This window comes from Desulfonatronum parangueonense (genome assembly GCF_054656975.1).
This window is the reverse complement of the sequence record NZ_BAAHXH010000003.1, coordinates 1,723,766-1,737,873: the sequence shown is the minus strand read 5'-3', so window position 1 is coordinate 1,737,873 and position 14,108 is coordinate 1,723,766. Positions and strand designations below refer to the sequence as shown.

Genomic DNA, 14,108 nt, shown 5'->3' with positions numbered 1-14,108 from the left:
TAGCCAAAGTCGACTTGATGCTGGGTGGGAGGATCGGTGTGGATGCCACGACCATGGAAGCTAATCCACCTTGGACGATCGCCCGTTGGGATACGGGAGAAAAACTTCAGGCAGATGCTTTCCAAGATGGCCAAGGAGAGCGGCGTTGAGACGCCCACAACGGAAGACTCGGTCCGGATGGACAAGAACTGGAAGGAAAGAAGCTTTCCAACAAGGATTGGGAGTCGTCGATTGATCCGGATTCCAGGATCGCCAAGATGAAAGACGGTCGCGCCCATGGAAATGCCCGGTCGCGGCCGGAAGGGCCAGGAAGGTGCTCAGGGGGCCCTGGAAATTGAGAATTTCCAAGGCAGGTTCGACTTTGAGATCGAACCCCGGATGGCAGAGGGCGATTACGTTGCCGTTGCAGGCCTGCGTGGCGCAAGCCGGAACCGAAGTTGGGATCAGTTGTGCAACATCATTAAGGCGTTCAACGACCAGCCCGCTGCCGCTGGTGGGCACGGGGCCGCGGATCGCCCTGAACCTATCCGACCTCCCTCACGAGGGAGGTGACGATAATCGATTCCAGGCCTTTTTCTCTGGTGTCGGTTGTTCTGTTCACGGGTCATCCTTCGCTCATTGGCAAAAACATGCGAAAATGGGCGAAAATGAAATCCATTGGCCACACATTTCATTACGATATCGAGAGGTTCGTAGTCCACGCTCTAGACCATGTAGGCATTGACCTTGTCCAAAAGCGCCGCCGAATTGGCCAGAGCCGATAGATACTCGCCGATCTTTTCCGGCTCGGCCGGTTATGCTTGAACTCCACCCACTCCGTTTCGGCAGGCAACTTACGCAGCATGAACAAGCCCAATGAGGTAGCTGAGTAGATACAAAAAAATATAATAATATATTGTTAGGTTACGTTCATTCAACCGTGACACTTTTTGCCAAATTTCGGGGCTGATCCACGTCCTTGCCGAGATAGACGGCCATTTCATAGGCGAAGAGCTGCAGGGCGGGGAGGGCCAGGAAGGTGCTCAGGGGACCCTGGACATTGGGGATTTCCCAGGCATGGTTCACTTTGAGATCGAACCCCGGATGGCAGAGAGCGATGACGTTGCCGTTGCGGGCCTGCACTTCCTCCAGGTTGGAAATGGTCTTGGGGAGCAGGGCGTCGTTCATGGCCAGGGCAAAGGTGGGAAATTCCGGTTCGATCAGGGCGATGGGGCCGTGCTTCATCTCGCCGGCCGCATAGCCTTCGGCGTGGATGTAGGAGATTTCCTTCAGTTTCAGGGCGCCTTCCAGAGCCAGGGGAAAGGACATGCCCCGGCCGAGATAGAAGAAGCTGCGGGCCGTGCTGTATTCCGGCGCCAACTCCTGGGCCTTGCCGCGTAGCAGCGGCAGTTCCGCCTCGAGGATCTGGGGCAGGCCGAGCAGGCCGGTGAGGATTGATGATTCCACGTCCGCGGGCAGGGTCTGCTTGCGCCGGCCCCAATACAGGGCCAGCAGGGTCAGCAGGACCAGTTGGCTGCACATGGCTTTGGTCGAGGCCACGCTGATCTCCGGGCCGGCCTGGGTGAAGATCGTGGTATCCGCCTCGCGGGAAACGCTGGAGCCGACGACGTTGCACAGACCCAGAACCCTGACTCCGTTTTCCTTGGCCAGGCGCATGCCGGCAAGCGTATCCGCCGTCTCCCCGGATTGACTGATGGCCAGGATCACGTCCGAGGGCTTGAAGATGGGGTTACGGTAGCGGAATTCCGAGGCGATTTCCACGCGTACCGGTATTTTTGCCCAGGATTCCAGAAGGTGCTGCCCCCACAGTCCGGCATGGTAGGAGGTGCCGCAGGCCACGATCTGGATCTGTTCCGGAATTTCCAGGGCATCCAGTTCAGGCAGGCACACTGTTCGGGTTTTGGCGTCCACCCGTCCGGCCAGGCAATTGGTGATCACCGTGGGTTGCTCGAAGATTTCCTTGAGCATGAAGTGGCGATAACCGCCTTTTTGCGCGGACTGAAAATCCCAGGTGATGTTGTTGATCTTCTTTTCCAGCGGCTCCAGCGTGGACGCGTTGAAAACCTGCCAGGAAAACGGATCCAGTTCCACCAGTTCGTTGTCCTCCAGAAAGACGACATCTCGAGTGTATGCCAGGAATGCGGGGATGTCCGAGGCGACGAAATTCTCCCCCACGCCCACGCCCAACAGCAGCGGACTGGATTTGCGGGCGGCCCAGATCCGGTTCGGATCGTCCAGGTCGATCAGGGCCACGGCATAGGTGCCTTCGACCTGGCTCAAAGCCTGGCTGAAGGCTTGGCGCAGGGAGGTGTCCGGGGTTCTGAGTTCGGCGATGAGCTGGACCAGGACTTCCGAATCCGTATCCGAGAGAAAGGTCCGTCCCTTGCCTTTGAGCATCTCCCTCAGGGATTGATAATTCTCGATGATCCCGTTGTGCACCAGGGCCAGGCGTCCGCTGGCATCCCGGTGGGGATGGGCGTTGCGTTCCACGGGCAGGCCGTGCGTGGCCCAGCGGGTGTGGCCCAGAGCCGTGGTGGCGTGGAATACGTCGCATCCGTTAAGGCGGTCTTCGAGTTGACACAGCTTGCCCTCTGCCCGGATAATATGAAGCTGGTTTTGCTGGGCAAAGGCCACGCCGGCCGAATCATAGCCGCGATATTCCATGCGTTTGAGTCCCTCGATGATCACGGGAACGGCCGGTCGATGCCCCGCATAGCCGATGATTCCGCACATGTGACAGTCCTTCTGATGGGTTGATGAGATAGAGATCTCGAATTATGGACGGTGTATCAGGCTGTCTGATTTTCCGTTTTCTTGAAATACCACGCGCGACTTGCATTGAGTCTGACTGAACCGGGAGCGTGTTGTCCGGGAGCAGGTTTGCGGCGTCACGAGCAGGCCCCGGAGGCGCTTTTCCCCGGAATCTTTCCACGCCCGCGGAATTGAACATGACTTCCACTGGATGACATGAATTCCTCCTAGCCTCAGTCTTCCGAAAAGTCATCCGCGACATGTTGCCTTCCGGAGGATCTCATGGATAAATATTGGGATACATTCTTCATCAGTGACTATTTCTTGCAATGCAATCTCTCATGTCCGAGTTTATCAGAAACATGATGCGGGCGTGATCTAAAAGGTCGAAAGCAGCAAGAACCGTTCCGCACAAAAGGCAGGATCCATGGCCGAAAATAGAATGAAGATATTTCGGAATCTATCTTTCTCCGTACCCTGGAACATGATGTTGATCACCCTGGGTGCGTTGATCTTTTCCTTCGGCGCCAAGACAGTGGCCATTCCGCAGGAATTCATCAGCGGCGGGGTGACCGGCACCGGCCTGATCCTCTATTATGTCGTGGGATTGCTGCCGCCGGGAATCTGGTATCTTGCCCTGAACGTGCCCATCTTCATTCTGGGATGGATCTATGTCAGCCGGCGCTTTTTCTTCTACAGTCTCTACGGAACCCTGCTGACCAGTCTTTTCATGGACCTGATCCCCTGGGTGCTGGTGATCAATGACGCTCTGCTTTCCGCCTTGACGGCCGGGGCCATCATGGGCGCCGGCGCGGGAATAGCCCTGCGCTCCCTTGGCTCCCTGGGGGGGCTGGACATCATATCCGTCTACCTGAATCAACGTTTCAACATCGGCATCGGCAAGTTCTCCTTTGCCTTCAATCTGGTTCTGTTTTCCGGAGGCCTCTTTTTCATCGGTCTGGAGCAGATACTTTATTCAGTGTTCCTGGTCTTCGTGAACGCCATGGTCATGGATTATTTTCTGGGCCTGTTCAACCAGCGCAAGATGGTGCTCGTCGTTTCGGAAAAACCCGATGAACTGGCCAAGGCGATTCTGAACACCATCAACCGCGGGTCCACCTTCATCTACGGCCGCGGAGCCTATACGGGCAAGCGCAAGAAGATTCTGTTGACCATCGTGAACAGCTTGCAGCTCAAACGGTTGGAGGAGATCATCTTCACCATCGACCCCAATGCCTTCACCATCGAGGAAAACACCCTCAACGTGATCGGCAAGGGTTTTTCCCAACGCAAGGTGTACTGACGCGGGCCAAGCCCGCAACCCAAAGAATGTTCTCAGGGACTTGGAAAATACTAAATTACCGTTTATGATGTTTTCATGCAACCAATCTCAACCAAAGAGGTGCAATGCATGAAGACATCGACGTTGACACAAAACAAGGTTCCTGAACAAGTCGTACCCTTAATCTCTCGCCTGGTTAACTTAATCCCTTGGCCCCTGCGACGGCAAGCAATGGCAGATGTGACCTTATCGCTCCTCAAAGGCAAGCATCGTGCCGCCGAAGAAGCATTTGGCTGGGGACGTTCCGTGGTCGAATTAGGCATGAACGAACTTCGAACGGGGCTTTTATGTTTGAATGACATCTCTACTCGGAAAAGGCCCAAGGCAGAGGAGAGAGAACCTGAATTGCTTGCTGATATTCGTGAAATCATGGAGCCTCACTGCCAATCCGAATCACATTTACGAACAACGCTGTTGTATACGAACATGACGGCAAAAACAGTATATGGCGCTTTGCTGGAAAAGGGCTGGTCTGAAGAGGCATTGCCGACCATGCGGACAATTTCTAACATTTTGGAGCGCCACGGTTATCGGTTACGCACAGTTGAAAAGACAAAGGTTAAAAAAAAACGGCAGATACCGATGCGATCTTCGCAAACGTCAGGGAGGTGAATATGATGGCCGATGCGGACCCTGCAACGTTGCGAATCAGTATGGATACGAAAGCGACCGTCCATGTTGGCGAATATTCAAGAAGAGGTCAGTCCCGTGGCCTTAAGGCCGTCAAGGCATTGGATCATGACATGTACACCAAGGAAAAACTTGTTCCTGGCGGCATTCTTGAACCAGTGACTGGCAAAGCCTTCATTTTTTACACCGACAGCAACAAAACTAGCGATTTTATGGTTGATGGGCTTCTGCTTTGGTGGAATGAAAATAAGGCAAAGCAGCATTTTTCAAAAGTGACAAATCTTGTGGTCAATATGGACAACGGTCCGGAGTGCAGTGGGCGCCGCAGTCAGTTTTTGTTACGCATGGTTGAGTTTGCCGACATGACACAACTCACTGTCCGGCTCACTTACTATCCGCCTTATCATAGCAAGTACAATGCAATTGAGCGCTATTGGGCTGGGCTTGAAAAATCATGGAATGGTTACCTGTTGGATACGCCAATAGCTGTTATAAACAGAACCGCTAATTTTGTTTGGAAAGGTTTTCGTGCCACGGTGAATCTGATGAGCAGTGTTTATGAAAAAGGTGTCACTCTTTGCAGAAAGGAGAAGGCAGCCCTTGAGCAACGTTTGAAGCGCTCCTCAAAATTCTCACTGTACGATATCCTCATCCAGCCAAAAACGGTAAATTAGTATTTTCTATACCCCTCACGCAGAGGCGCAAAGGCGCAGAGCACTAATGATTTTTACCGGCTACGCCGGAGAATATTATGTCTCCCCGTGCACTTTGCGAACTTTGCGTGAGGAAAAAGAAGAAATGAAATCCTGCCGAATTTTCTTTTTTTTCTGACAGGACTTCAGGAGTAAGTCATTAAAGATGGATAGCCGCCAAAAGCACGCATCCCTGATCAAACCGGTCATTGCCCTGCTTACGGACTTCGGGCTGGACGATACCTATGTGGGGCAGATGAAAGGGGTCCTGGCCGGATTGACGCCCGAGGCCGTGGTCGTGGACGTCAGCCATCAGGTGCGGCCTTTCGACATTTTGCAGGGAGCGTTCTATCTGGCTGCCAGTTGGCCGCATTTTCCAGAGGGAACGATTTTCGTCGGCGTGGTCGATCCGGGAGTGGGCACGGCACGCCGGCTGGTCATGATCCGCCGGAACGGACGCATGTTGTTATGTCCGGACAACGGCTTGGCGGCTTTACTGCTGGATGGCGGTGATGGGATTCAGGCGTGGGAGTTTGCCTTAGGAGGGAATCTTCAGGCCGGGCGAGAGGTCTCGAATACGTTTCATGGCCGGGACGTCCTGATGCCCCTGGCCGCGGAACTGGCCCGGGGAGGAAGGCCCGAAGATCTGGGGGCGGCCTTGGATCCGGCGGACCTGGTTCGGCCGGAATGGGCCCGGGCCGACCGGGATGGCCGCGAGATTCAGGCCCATGTGCTGCACGTGGACCGTTTCGGGAACTGCCTGCTCAATCTCGCATTGGAAAAATGGCCGGCGGAACTCCTGGCGGGAGTGGAACTGCTCCGGCCCCTGCTTCAGCCCCTGACCCTGGTCAGGACATACGGGGAACTCGGGCAGGGGAGTTTCGGAATATTGGCCGGCAGCCAGGGCTACTGGGAGCTGGCCGTGAACCAGGGCAGCGCGGCCCAGTTGCTGGGCCTGGGGCCGCGAACCCGGATCGTGTTCCGGACGAGCTGACCAAGGCATTTGAACCGTCCGCTTCGCTGCAGACGCAGACAAGGTCACGGGGATCAGGTTGCTAAAGAGTTTCCATTCGGAAACTCTTTTGTTTCCGGATGAAACTAAAGATTGTAGATGGTCTCGTCCTGGGCCGGCGGCCGCAGGGCGCGGCGCAGTTTTTTGGCTCCACTGGGGCTGAAGTCCATGTTTTCGAACATGTCTCCCATTTCCGCCTCCACCTGTTCCGGATCCTCTCCGGCTTCCATCCGGGCGAGGGCCTCTTCCATGCCCTCGCCGAAGTTCATTCCCGTCACGTCGCACAGCTTGCGCATCAACTGCGCTGCCTGGCGTGGATCATCCTCGTCCATGCCTTCGGCTTCCCTGGCCATCATGGCCATGGCCCGCTCCAGCTTGGCTTCGTCCAGTCCCGAAAGATCCGGCATGCCGTCTGGGCCGTCGGCTCCGCCGTCATCGGAGCGGTTTTTGGAGATGGCAAAGACGGAAACCTGGCGCTCCAGCTCAGGCCGGGCGCATTTCGGGCAGTTGGGACGCTTTTCCGTGTTGATCCGCGGCGAAAAGAAATTGTAGATGGTATGGCAGTCCCGGCAATAGAATTCGTACAGGGGCATGTTGTACTCCGTGAAAATGGCAACTACTCAGCAAATCATAGGTATGGTCATAAACGCGCACTGTATTCCGGCTGTCGCCGGAATGACATGTTGGAGCAACGCGTTTCCACGTCAGTCATACCGGCGGAGGCCGGCGCTACCGCTATCCAGGCCTTTTTCTCTAGTTGCTGAATAGTTACTGAAAATGTTGATGAAGTTCTGATCCGCCATTGCACTATTACTCAGATACCCTCGCCCCCGCTGAACAACTGTGAGCTGGGACGTTGCTGCAGGATCCGCGATCCCGGCGGCACGCTTTCCGTGACCCACACGTTGCCGCCGATGACCGACCCCTTGCCGATGGTCACCCGGCCCAGAATCGTCGCGCCGGAATAGATGATCACGTCGTCCTCGATCACCGGGTGGCGGGGCAGGCCTTTGATGATCTGACCGGAGGCATCCTTGGGGAAGCTTTTCGCGCCCAGGGTGACGCCCTGATACAGCCGGACATTGTTGCCGATGATGCTGGTCTCGCCGATGACCGTGCCGGTTCCATGATCAATGAAGAAATGGGTGCCGATCTCGGCGCCGGGATGAATGTCGATTCCGGTTTTGGAATGGGCCATTTCGCAGATGATCCGGGGAATCATGTCCACGCCGAGATGATAGAGTTCGTGGGCGATCCGGTAATGGGTCAGGGCCGTGATGCTGGGGTAGCTGAAGATGATTTCCCCTGGAGTTTTGGCCGCCGGGTCGCCGGCCATGGCGGCCTGGACGTCCGTGGCCAGAAGCCCGCGGATGCGGGGCAGGATGGTGATGAACTTGGTGGCCAAATCCACGGCCACTTCCTGGCAGTCGTCGCAGTTTTCCTCTCCGTTGAACCGGCACAGGAAACAGTACCCGCGCTTGATCTGCTCGATGAGCAGTCTGTAGACCCGGTCCAGCCCCGCTCCGATGTAGTAGGTCAGGGAATCCGGTGTGACTTCGGAATCGCCGAAATATCCGGGGAATAGAATGCCCTTGAGCTGGTCCACGATTTCCGTGAGCACGGGAATCGACGGCATGGGCTGATCATGCATCGGCGCTCGGCAGACTTCACGGCAGGATTCCGGCTCACAGAGTTGGCGGACGACGTCTTTCAGAGGGGCGACGCGTAAATCCAGCATGATTGGCTTGTTCATGGAGTCCTCCCTGTTCAGCACGCACAGTCCTGCCCGGCTCTGTCTTCGGTGAACGGGGACATGGCCCGCAGCCTGGAAACGATCCCGGGCAGTTCCCGCAGGACAAGATCGATTTCCTGATCCGTGGTGTACCGGCTCAGGCTGAAGCGGATGGAGCCGTGGGCATAGGTGAAGGGCACGCCCATGGCCCGCAGGACATGGGAAGGCTCCAGGCTGCCCGAGGTGCAGGCCGAACCGGAACTGGCGCAGATGCCGAACTGGTCCAGCATGAGCAGGATGGATTCACCCTCGATGTACTTGAAAGCCAGGCTGGACGTGTTCGGGAGACGGTTTTCCGGGTCGCCGTTGCGCCGCACATCCGGGATGGTTTCCATGATCGTGTTCTCCAGGCGGTCCCGAAGTGTCTTGACCCGCGAATTCTCATCTTCGATGCCTGCCTGGGCCATTTCCATGGCTTTGCCCAGGGCGACGATGCCGGCCACGTTTTCCGTCCCGGCCCGGCGGCCTTTTTCCTGGTGTCCGCCGAGCATGAAGGGACGAAAGGGGACGCCGCGGCGCACGAAAAGCGCGCCGACCCCCTTGGGGCCATGCACCTTGTGCGCGGAAAGGGCCAGGAAATCCACGGCCAGCTTGTTCAGATCAATGGGCAGCTTGCCCACGGTCTGCACCGCGTCCGTATGCAGCAGAATGCCGCGACTTTTGACGATTTCGGCGATCCGTTCCAGGGGAAACACGACGCCGTTTTCATTGTTGGCGTGCATCACGGAAACCAGGGCCGTGTCCGGGCGCAGGCTGTCCTCCAGTTCCAGCAGGTCCAGCCGCCCCTGCTCGTCCACCTTGAGGCTGGTAATCTCGTACCCGGCGATTTCCAGGTGACTGGTCACGTTCAAAACCGCCGGATGCTCCACCCGGGTGGTCACGACATGCCGCTTTTCGGGCTGGGATCGGACCGCGGAGAAAATGGCGGTATTGTCGCTTTCCGTGCCGCAGGAAGTGAAGATGATCTCTTCGGGGGCGCAGCCCAGAGCCTGGGCCGTCTGTTCCCGGGCCTGAGAGATCTCCTTGCCCACCTTGCCCCCGAAGCCGTGCATGCTCGAGGCGTTGCCGTAATTCTCCCGCAGATAGGGCAGCATGGCCTCCAGGACTTCCGGCGCGACCATGGTCGTCGCATTGTTGTCCAGGTAGATTTCCTTCATGAGCGCACCTCCTCGACGATGATTTCCTGATCCACGGCATCGCGCAACCGGCGCTGGACCAGTTCCTTGATGGTCAACTGGCTGGAGGGGCAGCCGGCGCAGGCCCCGCGCATGGAGACGAGCACTCGTGTCCCCTCGATGTCCAGAAGCTCGATGTCGCCGCGATCCTTTTTCAGGCTGGGCCGGATCTCCTCATCGATGACCTTGGTCACCAGCTGCATGCGCTGGAGGTTGCTCAGTTTCTTTTTGGCCTTTTCCGGCTTGGCCGTGACCGGCTCCGTGCCCCGGGTTTCGGCCAGGATTCGCTCCAGGTCCAGGACGCACTCGCCGCACCCGCCTCCGGCCTTGGTAAAATCCGTGATTTCCTCGACGGTGGTCAGGTTGTTCTCGGTGATGGCCCGGCGAATCTGGACGTCCGTGACCCCGAAACATTTGCAGACGATCTCCCCTTCGGGCTTGGCCAGCGGTTCCAGTTCTCCCCGATACCGCTTCAATGCCGATTCCAGGGCTTCCTGTCCCATGACCGAGCAGTGCATCTTTTCCCGGGGCAGGCCGCCCAGTTCCGTGGCGATTTCCTTGTTGGTGATGGCCGCGGCCTCTTCCACGGTCTTGCCCTTGAGCAGTTCCGTGAGCACGGAGCTGGAGGCGATGGCGCTGGCGCAGCCGAAGGTCTGGAACGTGGCGTCGGTGATTCGGCCGGATGGATCGATCTTCAGGAAAAGCTTGAGCGCGTCCCCGCAGGCCAGACTGCCCACCTCGCCCACCACGGTAGGATCTTCCATGGGCCCGGCATTTCTGGGGTTGAGAAAATGGTCGCGCACTTTGTCGGTGTAATCCCACATGGCTGGACTCCTGGAAAAAAGTGTTCAAATTTTGTTCAAAAAATAAATCTATGCTTTTTACACTCCGGGTTCAACATTCATATCCTCGTGAATTTTGATGCAGTTCAGGTTGAAAGCAGAAGAGGGAAACGGTAGTCACGGCGGTCCCAGAGGCAAAAAAAACGAATGTCATGAAAACGAGGTCCGATTGCCGAAGCATCTCAAAGAATTCCTCCTGGCCGCCGGCTTTTTGACGCGGTGGGCTCCGGCACTGCTTGCGGACAACGACGAACTGGGACGCAGCATGCGCTGGTTTCCTCTTGTGGGCCTGTGTTTGGGACTCCTGCTTGCCCTTCCTCTCATGCTCGGACTCGCGGCAGGAAAGCCATGGGTTCAGGCCTGGATCTGGCTCGGATTCGCGATGTACATCACCCGCGGGCTGCATTGGGACGGCTGGGCGGACTTGTGCGATGCCTTGGGCAGCGGGGCCCGGGGGGAGCGATTCTGGGAGGTGATCAAGGACAGCCGGATGGGGGCATTCGGGGGCATGGGGCTGTTCATGGGCCTGGCCGGCTTTCTGGTGATGGTGCGGGATATTGTTGAAGCCGGGCAATGGGGGGTGCTGATCTGGGCGCCGGTCCTGGGGCGAAGCGCCGCTGTTCTCCTGGCGTGGCAGGCCAGGGAATTGCATCGTCCCGGACTGGCGGGTCTTTTTTTGAACGCCGTTACCTGGCGGAGTGTGCTTTTTGTATTGGGGCAAACAATCATCCTGGGGCTGTTTTTCGTGCCGTGGAATATGTTGTTGCCGGCCGCGGCGCTGTGTCTCGGCGGGATCGTAGTCCTGAATCGCATTGCCCGTTCACAAGGCGGGCTGAATGGCGACTTTTTGGGAACGGCCATTGTCTGGGGCGAATTAAGCGTATTTGCCTCCTGGATGATTGGAGGATAGGAGAGTGCGCAAGCAGTTTCATTTTTCGTTGGAGCACGTTCTGGACTACAGGCGCCAACTTGTGGATACTGCCCGGCTGGAGCTGGTTGCGGCCCAGAAAAATTATCAGGCCCAGGCCCGGAAAATCGACGACATGCGTCGCAAGCTGGAGGAAGCCGTTTCCCAATTGCAGAGCCGACGGCTGTTGTCCACAGCCCAGTTCTGGCTATGGAACCAGCACAGGGAACACCTCTTGCAAGAGATTGCTCGGGAAGAGCGTCAACTGCAGAAACTGGCCGCTCGAGTTGCCGCCTGCCGTGGCGAACTGATTCAACGATCAAAGGATGCCAAGATTTTGGAGCGCCTGCGCAACAGAAAGGCCCTGGATTATTATGAACAAGAAAAAAACACGGAACAAAAAGAACTTGACGAAATGGCAGCCCTTCGGCACCAATATAAAGGTATCTAGTCTGCTTGCGGCCGTGGCCGTGCTCAGCTTGACCAAGCTCGTTTGCCTGGCGGTATGGAGCGGGATACAGCCTGCTGATTATCAGGGAAAGTCCGTGGCCCAGGCGGCTCTTGTTGCTCCGTCCCCGGCGTATGCCCAGCTCCCGGCAACGGATATCCCCGGAGCCTGGGATGTGGCGCAGCAGGGGGGGGATCCTCAACAAGTGGGTGCTCAGCAATTCGCCGACCAGGGCAATCTTTCCGAAGAGTGGCAGAACCTGCGCCGCCGTCAGGAGGAGTTGCAGCGCAAGGAACAGGCGCTTCATGCCCTGGAGCGGGAGGTGGATGCCAAGCTGAACCGATTGCAGCAACTGGAAAATCGGATCCAGGCCATGCTTGACGAGGCCGACGTGCTTCGGGACGGCAAAATCAAACACCTTGTGGACGTCTACTCGAACATGAAGCCCCGGGAGGCGGCCAGGGCGCTGGAGGCCCTGGAAGAACCCGTGGCCGTCAAAATTCTGTCTGGAATGCGAGGCCGCAATGCCGGTGAAGTACTTTCCTTCGTTGATGCGGAAAGGGCTGCCAGATTGACCGAGGCCTTGACCCGGATTCATATTCCATTGCAATGACCATCTGCAATGCATAGCTGCAATGAACAGCCTGCGCGCGAAGAATACGAAACCACCGCGGCACCCAATGAACCCAACAACCCCACCAATCCCACCAAACCCAACAAACTCAATAAACTCAACAAGCCCGACAAACCCACAATCCGGCTGAAGCTCCAGTTGGCCTACGTGGGAACGGATTTTCACGGCTGGCAGCTTCAGGACGGAACTCGAACGGTACAGGGCTGCCTTGAAGAGGCTTTTGCTCAATTGGCGGGCCGGGCCGTGCGGGTGCATGGAGCCGGCAGGACCGATGCCGGGGTTCATGCCCTGGGCCAGGTGGCCCACGTCCTGGTGCCGGCCGAGCGTGCCAATCTGCCATGGCACCGCGCCCTGAACGCCTTGTTGCCGCCGGATGTCTGCGTTGTCGGTGTTCAGACCGTTCCCGATTCCTTCCATGCCCGCTTTGATGCGGTTCGCAAAACCTACAGCTACACCTTGTGGACTGAGCCGGCATACATCCTGCCCCAACGCAGGGCCTTCGTCTGGCCGGTCGGTTGTCTGGATACGGATGCCATGGTTCAGGCCGCAAAGCACCTGGTCGGGCGCAGGGACTGGGCCGCGTTTCAGAACCAGGGCACCCCGGTCCGCAGCACGGTGCGCACGGTCCTTGACGTTCATCCCGAGAGAGGTGTGAGACAGCATGAAACGGTATGGTTTTTTTCGGCGGATGGCTTTTTGAAGCAGATGGTCCGGAACATGATGGGCTGTTTGGTCATGGTGGGCAAAGGCAAGTTGAGTCCTGCCCAGGTGGACGCGATACTCCAACAGGGATCGCGGGCTTCGGCGCCGGCCACCGCCCCGGCGCGGGGACTGTGCCTGGAACAGGTGGAGTACCCAGCCTCCAGCGAGGATCTGTAGGGATTTCCCATGAGCTGCATATTCCGATGAAGGAAAGACTGGCGAGTCAAGGAAGTTGCATGTACTATCCTGTTTTGTCCGTGGGATGAGCGTTTGTTCAAGCACGCACGGAACAAGACTTCTTCAAACAACCTGGCGGTGCAGCTATGCAAATCATTACCAACCCGGATCAAATGCAGTCATGGAGCATGGAACAGCGTTGCGCGGGCAAACGTCTCGCTCTCGTTCCAACCATGGGATATTTTCATGAAGGCCATACGTCCTTGATGACCTGGGCCAAATCCAAAGCGGATTTCCTGATGGTCAGCCTGTTCGTGAACCCGACCCAGTTCGGGCCCCGGGAGGATCTGCGGCAGTATCCCCGGGATGTGGACCGCGACACCCGGATTGCCGAAGATCTCGGCGTGGATGTCCTGTTCATGCCTCGTGCGGAGGACATGTTTTCTCCAAGCCATGCCGTCTGGATTGATGCGCCTTCACTATGCAGAGGCCTGTGCGCGGTGCAGCGCCCGACCCATTTTCGGGGCGTGGCCACTGTGGTCGCCAAGCTCTTCATGCTGACCAGTCCCACCCTGGCGGTATTCGGGGAAAAGGATTGGCAGCAGCTGGCCGTGATCCGGCGCATGGTCCAGGATCTGAATATTCCCGTGGAAATCCGGTCACGACCCACGGTTCGGGAATCCGACGGACTGGCCATGAGTTCCCGAAACGTGAACCTCGATCCGGCCGAACGGGCCCAGGCGTCGGCTCTCTATGAAGGATTGCGCCAGGTGGAACAATGGGTCGGTGACGGCGAGACCGAGGCGAGCCTGCTTCTGGCGGCCCTGGGTGAATTTTATGCCCGAAAGATGCCTCTGGGGCGGGTGGAGTACATGGCCGTGGTGGAGCCGGAACTGCTGTACCCGTTGGAAGAAGTGAGCGGTACGGCTCTGGTGGCCGTGGCCGTGCAATTCAAGGGCGCCCGGCTGATCGACAATATTTTGATGAATGCCCAAGGACAATAA

The 14,108-nt window shown here is 57.4% G+C and carries 12 protein-coding genes and 1 pseudogene; 8 read left to right on the top strand and 5 right to left on the bottom strand.

What is annotated here, in order from left to right:
• Window positions 1–909: 909 nt before the first annotated feature.
• The gene (gene glmS / locus ACYQ15_RS07970) at window positions 910–2,733 is read right to left on the bottom strand and encodes a glutamine--fructose-6-phosphate transaminase (isomerizing) (protein WP_459936991.1); all 1,824 of its coding nucleotides are present in this window, start codon (window positions 2,731–2,733) and stop codon (window positions 910–912) included.
• 445 nt (window positions 2,734–3,178) lie between these two features.
• Here glmS and ACYQ15_RS07965 point away from each other — a divergent pair, with 445 nt between their 5' ends.
• The 3 genes and pseudogenes from ACYQ15_RS07965 to ACYQ15_RS07955 all read left to right on the top strand — a co-directional run bounded on the left by ACYQ15_RS07965 (window position 3,179) and on the right by ACYQ15_RS07955 (window position 6,409).
• Window positions 3,179–4,054, top strand: a complete 876-nt coding sequence (locus ACYQ15_RS07965) for a YitT family protein (protein WP_459936990.1) — start codon at window positions 3,179–3,181, stop codon at window positions 4,052–4,054.
• 75 nt (window positions 4,055–4,129) lie between these two features.
• A pseudogene (locus tag ACYQ15_RS07960) lies at window positions 4,130–5,397 on the top strand (ISAzo13-like element transposase-related protein).
• A gap of 184 nt (window positions 5,398–5,581) precedes the next feature.
• Complete coding sequence (locus ACYQ15_RS07955) at window positions 5,582–6,409, top strand: SAM hydrolase/SAM-dependent halogenase family protein (protein WP_459936989.1); 828 nt, start codon at window positions 5,582–5,584, stop codon at window positions 6,407–6,409.
• 104 nt (window positions 6,410–6,513) lie between these two features.
• Here the strand turns inward: ACYQ15_RS07955 and ACYQ15_RS07950 are convergent, their stop codons facing one another.
• The 4 genes from ACYQ15_RS07950 to nifU all read right to left on the bottom strand — a co-directional run bounded on the left by ACYQ15_RS07950 (window position 6,514) and on the right by nifU (window position 10,218).
• A complete protein-coding gene (locus ACYQ15_RS07950; protein WP_459936988.1) occupies window positions 6,514–7,020 on the bottom strand; it encodes an FmdB family zinc ribbon protein in 507 nt (168 codons plus the stop codon).
• Between the two features lie 221 nt (window positions 7,021–7,241).
• Window positions 7,242–8,180: a serine O-acetyltransferase EpsC gene (gene epsC / locus ACYQ15_RS07945; RefSeq protein ID WP_459936987.1), complete on the bottom strand. Its 939-nt coding sequence runs from the start codon at window positions 8,178–8,180 to the stop codon at window positions 7,242–7,244.
• A gap of 14 nt (window positions 8,181–8,194) precedes the next feature.
• Window positions 8,195–9,376: a cysteine desulfurase NifS gene (nifS, locus tag ACYQ15_RS07940; RefSeq protein ID WP_459936986.1), complete on the bottom strand. Its 1,182-nt coding sequence runs from the start codon at window positions 9,374–9,376 to the stop codon at window positions 8,195–8,197.
• Window positions 9,373–10,218, bottom strand: a complete 846-nt coding sequence (gene nifU / locus ACYQ15_RS07935; RefSeq protein ID WP_459936985.1) for a Fe-S cluster assembly protein NifU — start codon at window positions 10,216–10,218, stop codon at window positions 9,373–9,375. The genes nifS and nifU overlap by 4 nt, the downstream gene beginning before the upstream one ends.
• Before the next feature lie 187 nt (window positions 10,219–10,405).
• Here nifU and ACYQ15_RS07930 point away from each other — a divergent pair, with 187 nt between their 5' ends.
• The 5 genes from ACYQ15_RS07930 to panC all read left to right on the top strand — a co-directional run bounded on the left by ACYQ15_RS07930 (window position 10,406) and on the right by panC (window position 14,108).
• Window positions 10,406–11,146 (top strand): adenosylcobinamide-GDP ribazoletransferase, encoded by a 741-nt coding sequence (locus tag ACYQ15_RS07930; protein ID WP_459936984.1) that lies wholly within the window; start codon window positions 10,406–10,408, stop codon window positions 11,144–11,146.
• 4 nt (window positions 11,147–11,150) lie between these two features.
• Entirely contained in the window at window positions 11,151–11,594 is a 444-nt protein-coding gene (fliJ, locus tag ACYQ15_RS07925) for a flagellar export protein FliJ (protein WP_459936983.1), read from the top strand.
• The gene (locus ACYQ15_RS07920; RefSeq protein WP_459936982.1) at window positions 11,551–12,204 is read left to right on the top strand and encodes a MotE family protein; all 654 of its coding nucleotides are present in this window, start codon (window positions 11,551–11,553) and stop codon (window positions 12,202–12,204) included. The genes fliJ and ACYQ15_RS07920 overlap by 44 nt, the downstream gene beginning before the upstream one ends.
• Before the next feature lie 9 nt (window positions 12,205–12,213).
• Window positions 12,214–13,104 (top strand): tRNA pseudouridine(38-40) synthase TruA, encoded by an 891-nt coding sequence (gene truA, locus ACYQ15_RS07915; protein WP_459936981.1) that lies wholly within the window; start codon window positions 12,214–12,216, stop codon window positions 13,102–13,104.
• 146 nt (window positions 13,105–13,250) lie between these two features.
• Window positions 13,251–14,108, top strand: a complete 858-nt coding sequence (panC, locus tag ACYQ15_RS07910; RefSeq protein ID WP_459936980.1) for a pantoate--beta-alanine ligase — start codon at window positions 13,251–13,253, stop codon at window positions 14,106–14,108.

What these genes read in the sequence shown, in the direction of transcription:
- ACYQ15_RS07950 (WP_459936988.1), bottom strand. Translation starts at nt 7,020, where the DNA reads ATGCCCCTGTACGAATTCTATTGCCGGGACTGCCATACCATCTACAAT.
- epsC (WP_459936987.1), bottom strand. Translation starts at nt 8,180, where the DNA reads ATGAACAAGCCAATCATGCTGGATTTACGCGTCGCCCCTCTGAAAGAC.
- nifS (WP_459936986.1), bottom strand. Translation starts at nt 9,376, where the DNA reads ATGAAGGAAATCTACCTGGACAACAATGCGACGACCATGGTCGCGCCG.
- ACYQ15_RS07955 (WP_459936989.1), top strand. Translation starts at nt 5,582, where the DNA reads ATGGATAGCCGCCAAAAGCACGCATCCCTGATCAAACCGGTCATTGCC.
- truA (WP_459936981.1), top strand. Translation starts at nt 12,214, where the DNA reads ATGCATAGCTGCAATGAACAGCCTGCGCGCGAAGAATACGAAACCACC.
- glmS (WP_459936991.1), bottom strand. Translation starts at nt 2,733, where the DNA reads ATGTGCGGAATCATCGGCTATGCGGGGCATCGACCGGCCGTTCCCGTG.
- panC (WP_459936980.1), top strand. Translation starts at nt 13,251, where the DNA reads ATGCAAATCATTACCAACCCGGATCAAATGCAGTCATGGAGCATGGAA.
- nifU (WP_459936985.1), bottom strand. Translation starts at nt 10,218, where the DNA reads ATGTGGGATTACACCGACAAAGTGCGCGACCATTTTCTCAACCCCAGA.
- ACYQ15_RS07965 (WP_459936990.1), top strand. Translation starts at nt 3,179, where the DNA reads ATGGCCGAAAATAGAATGAAGATATTTCGGAATCTATCTTTCTCCGTA.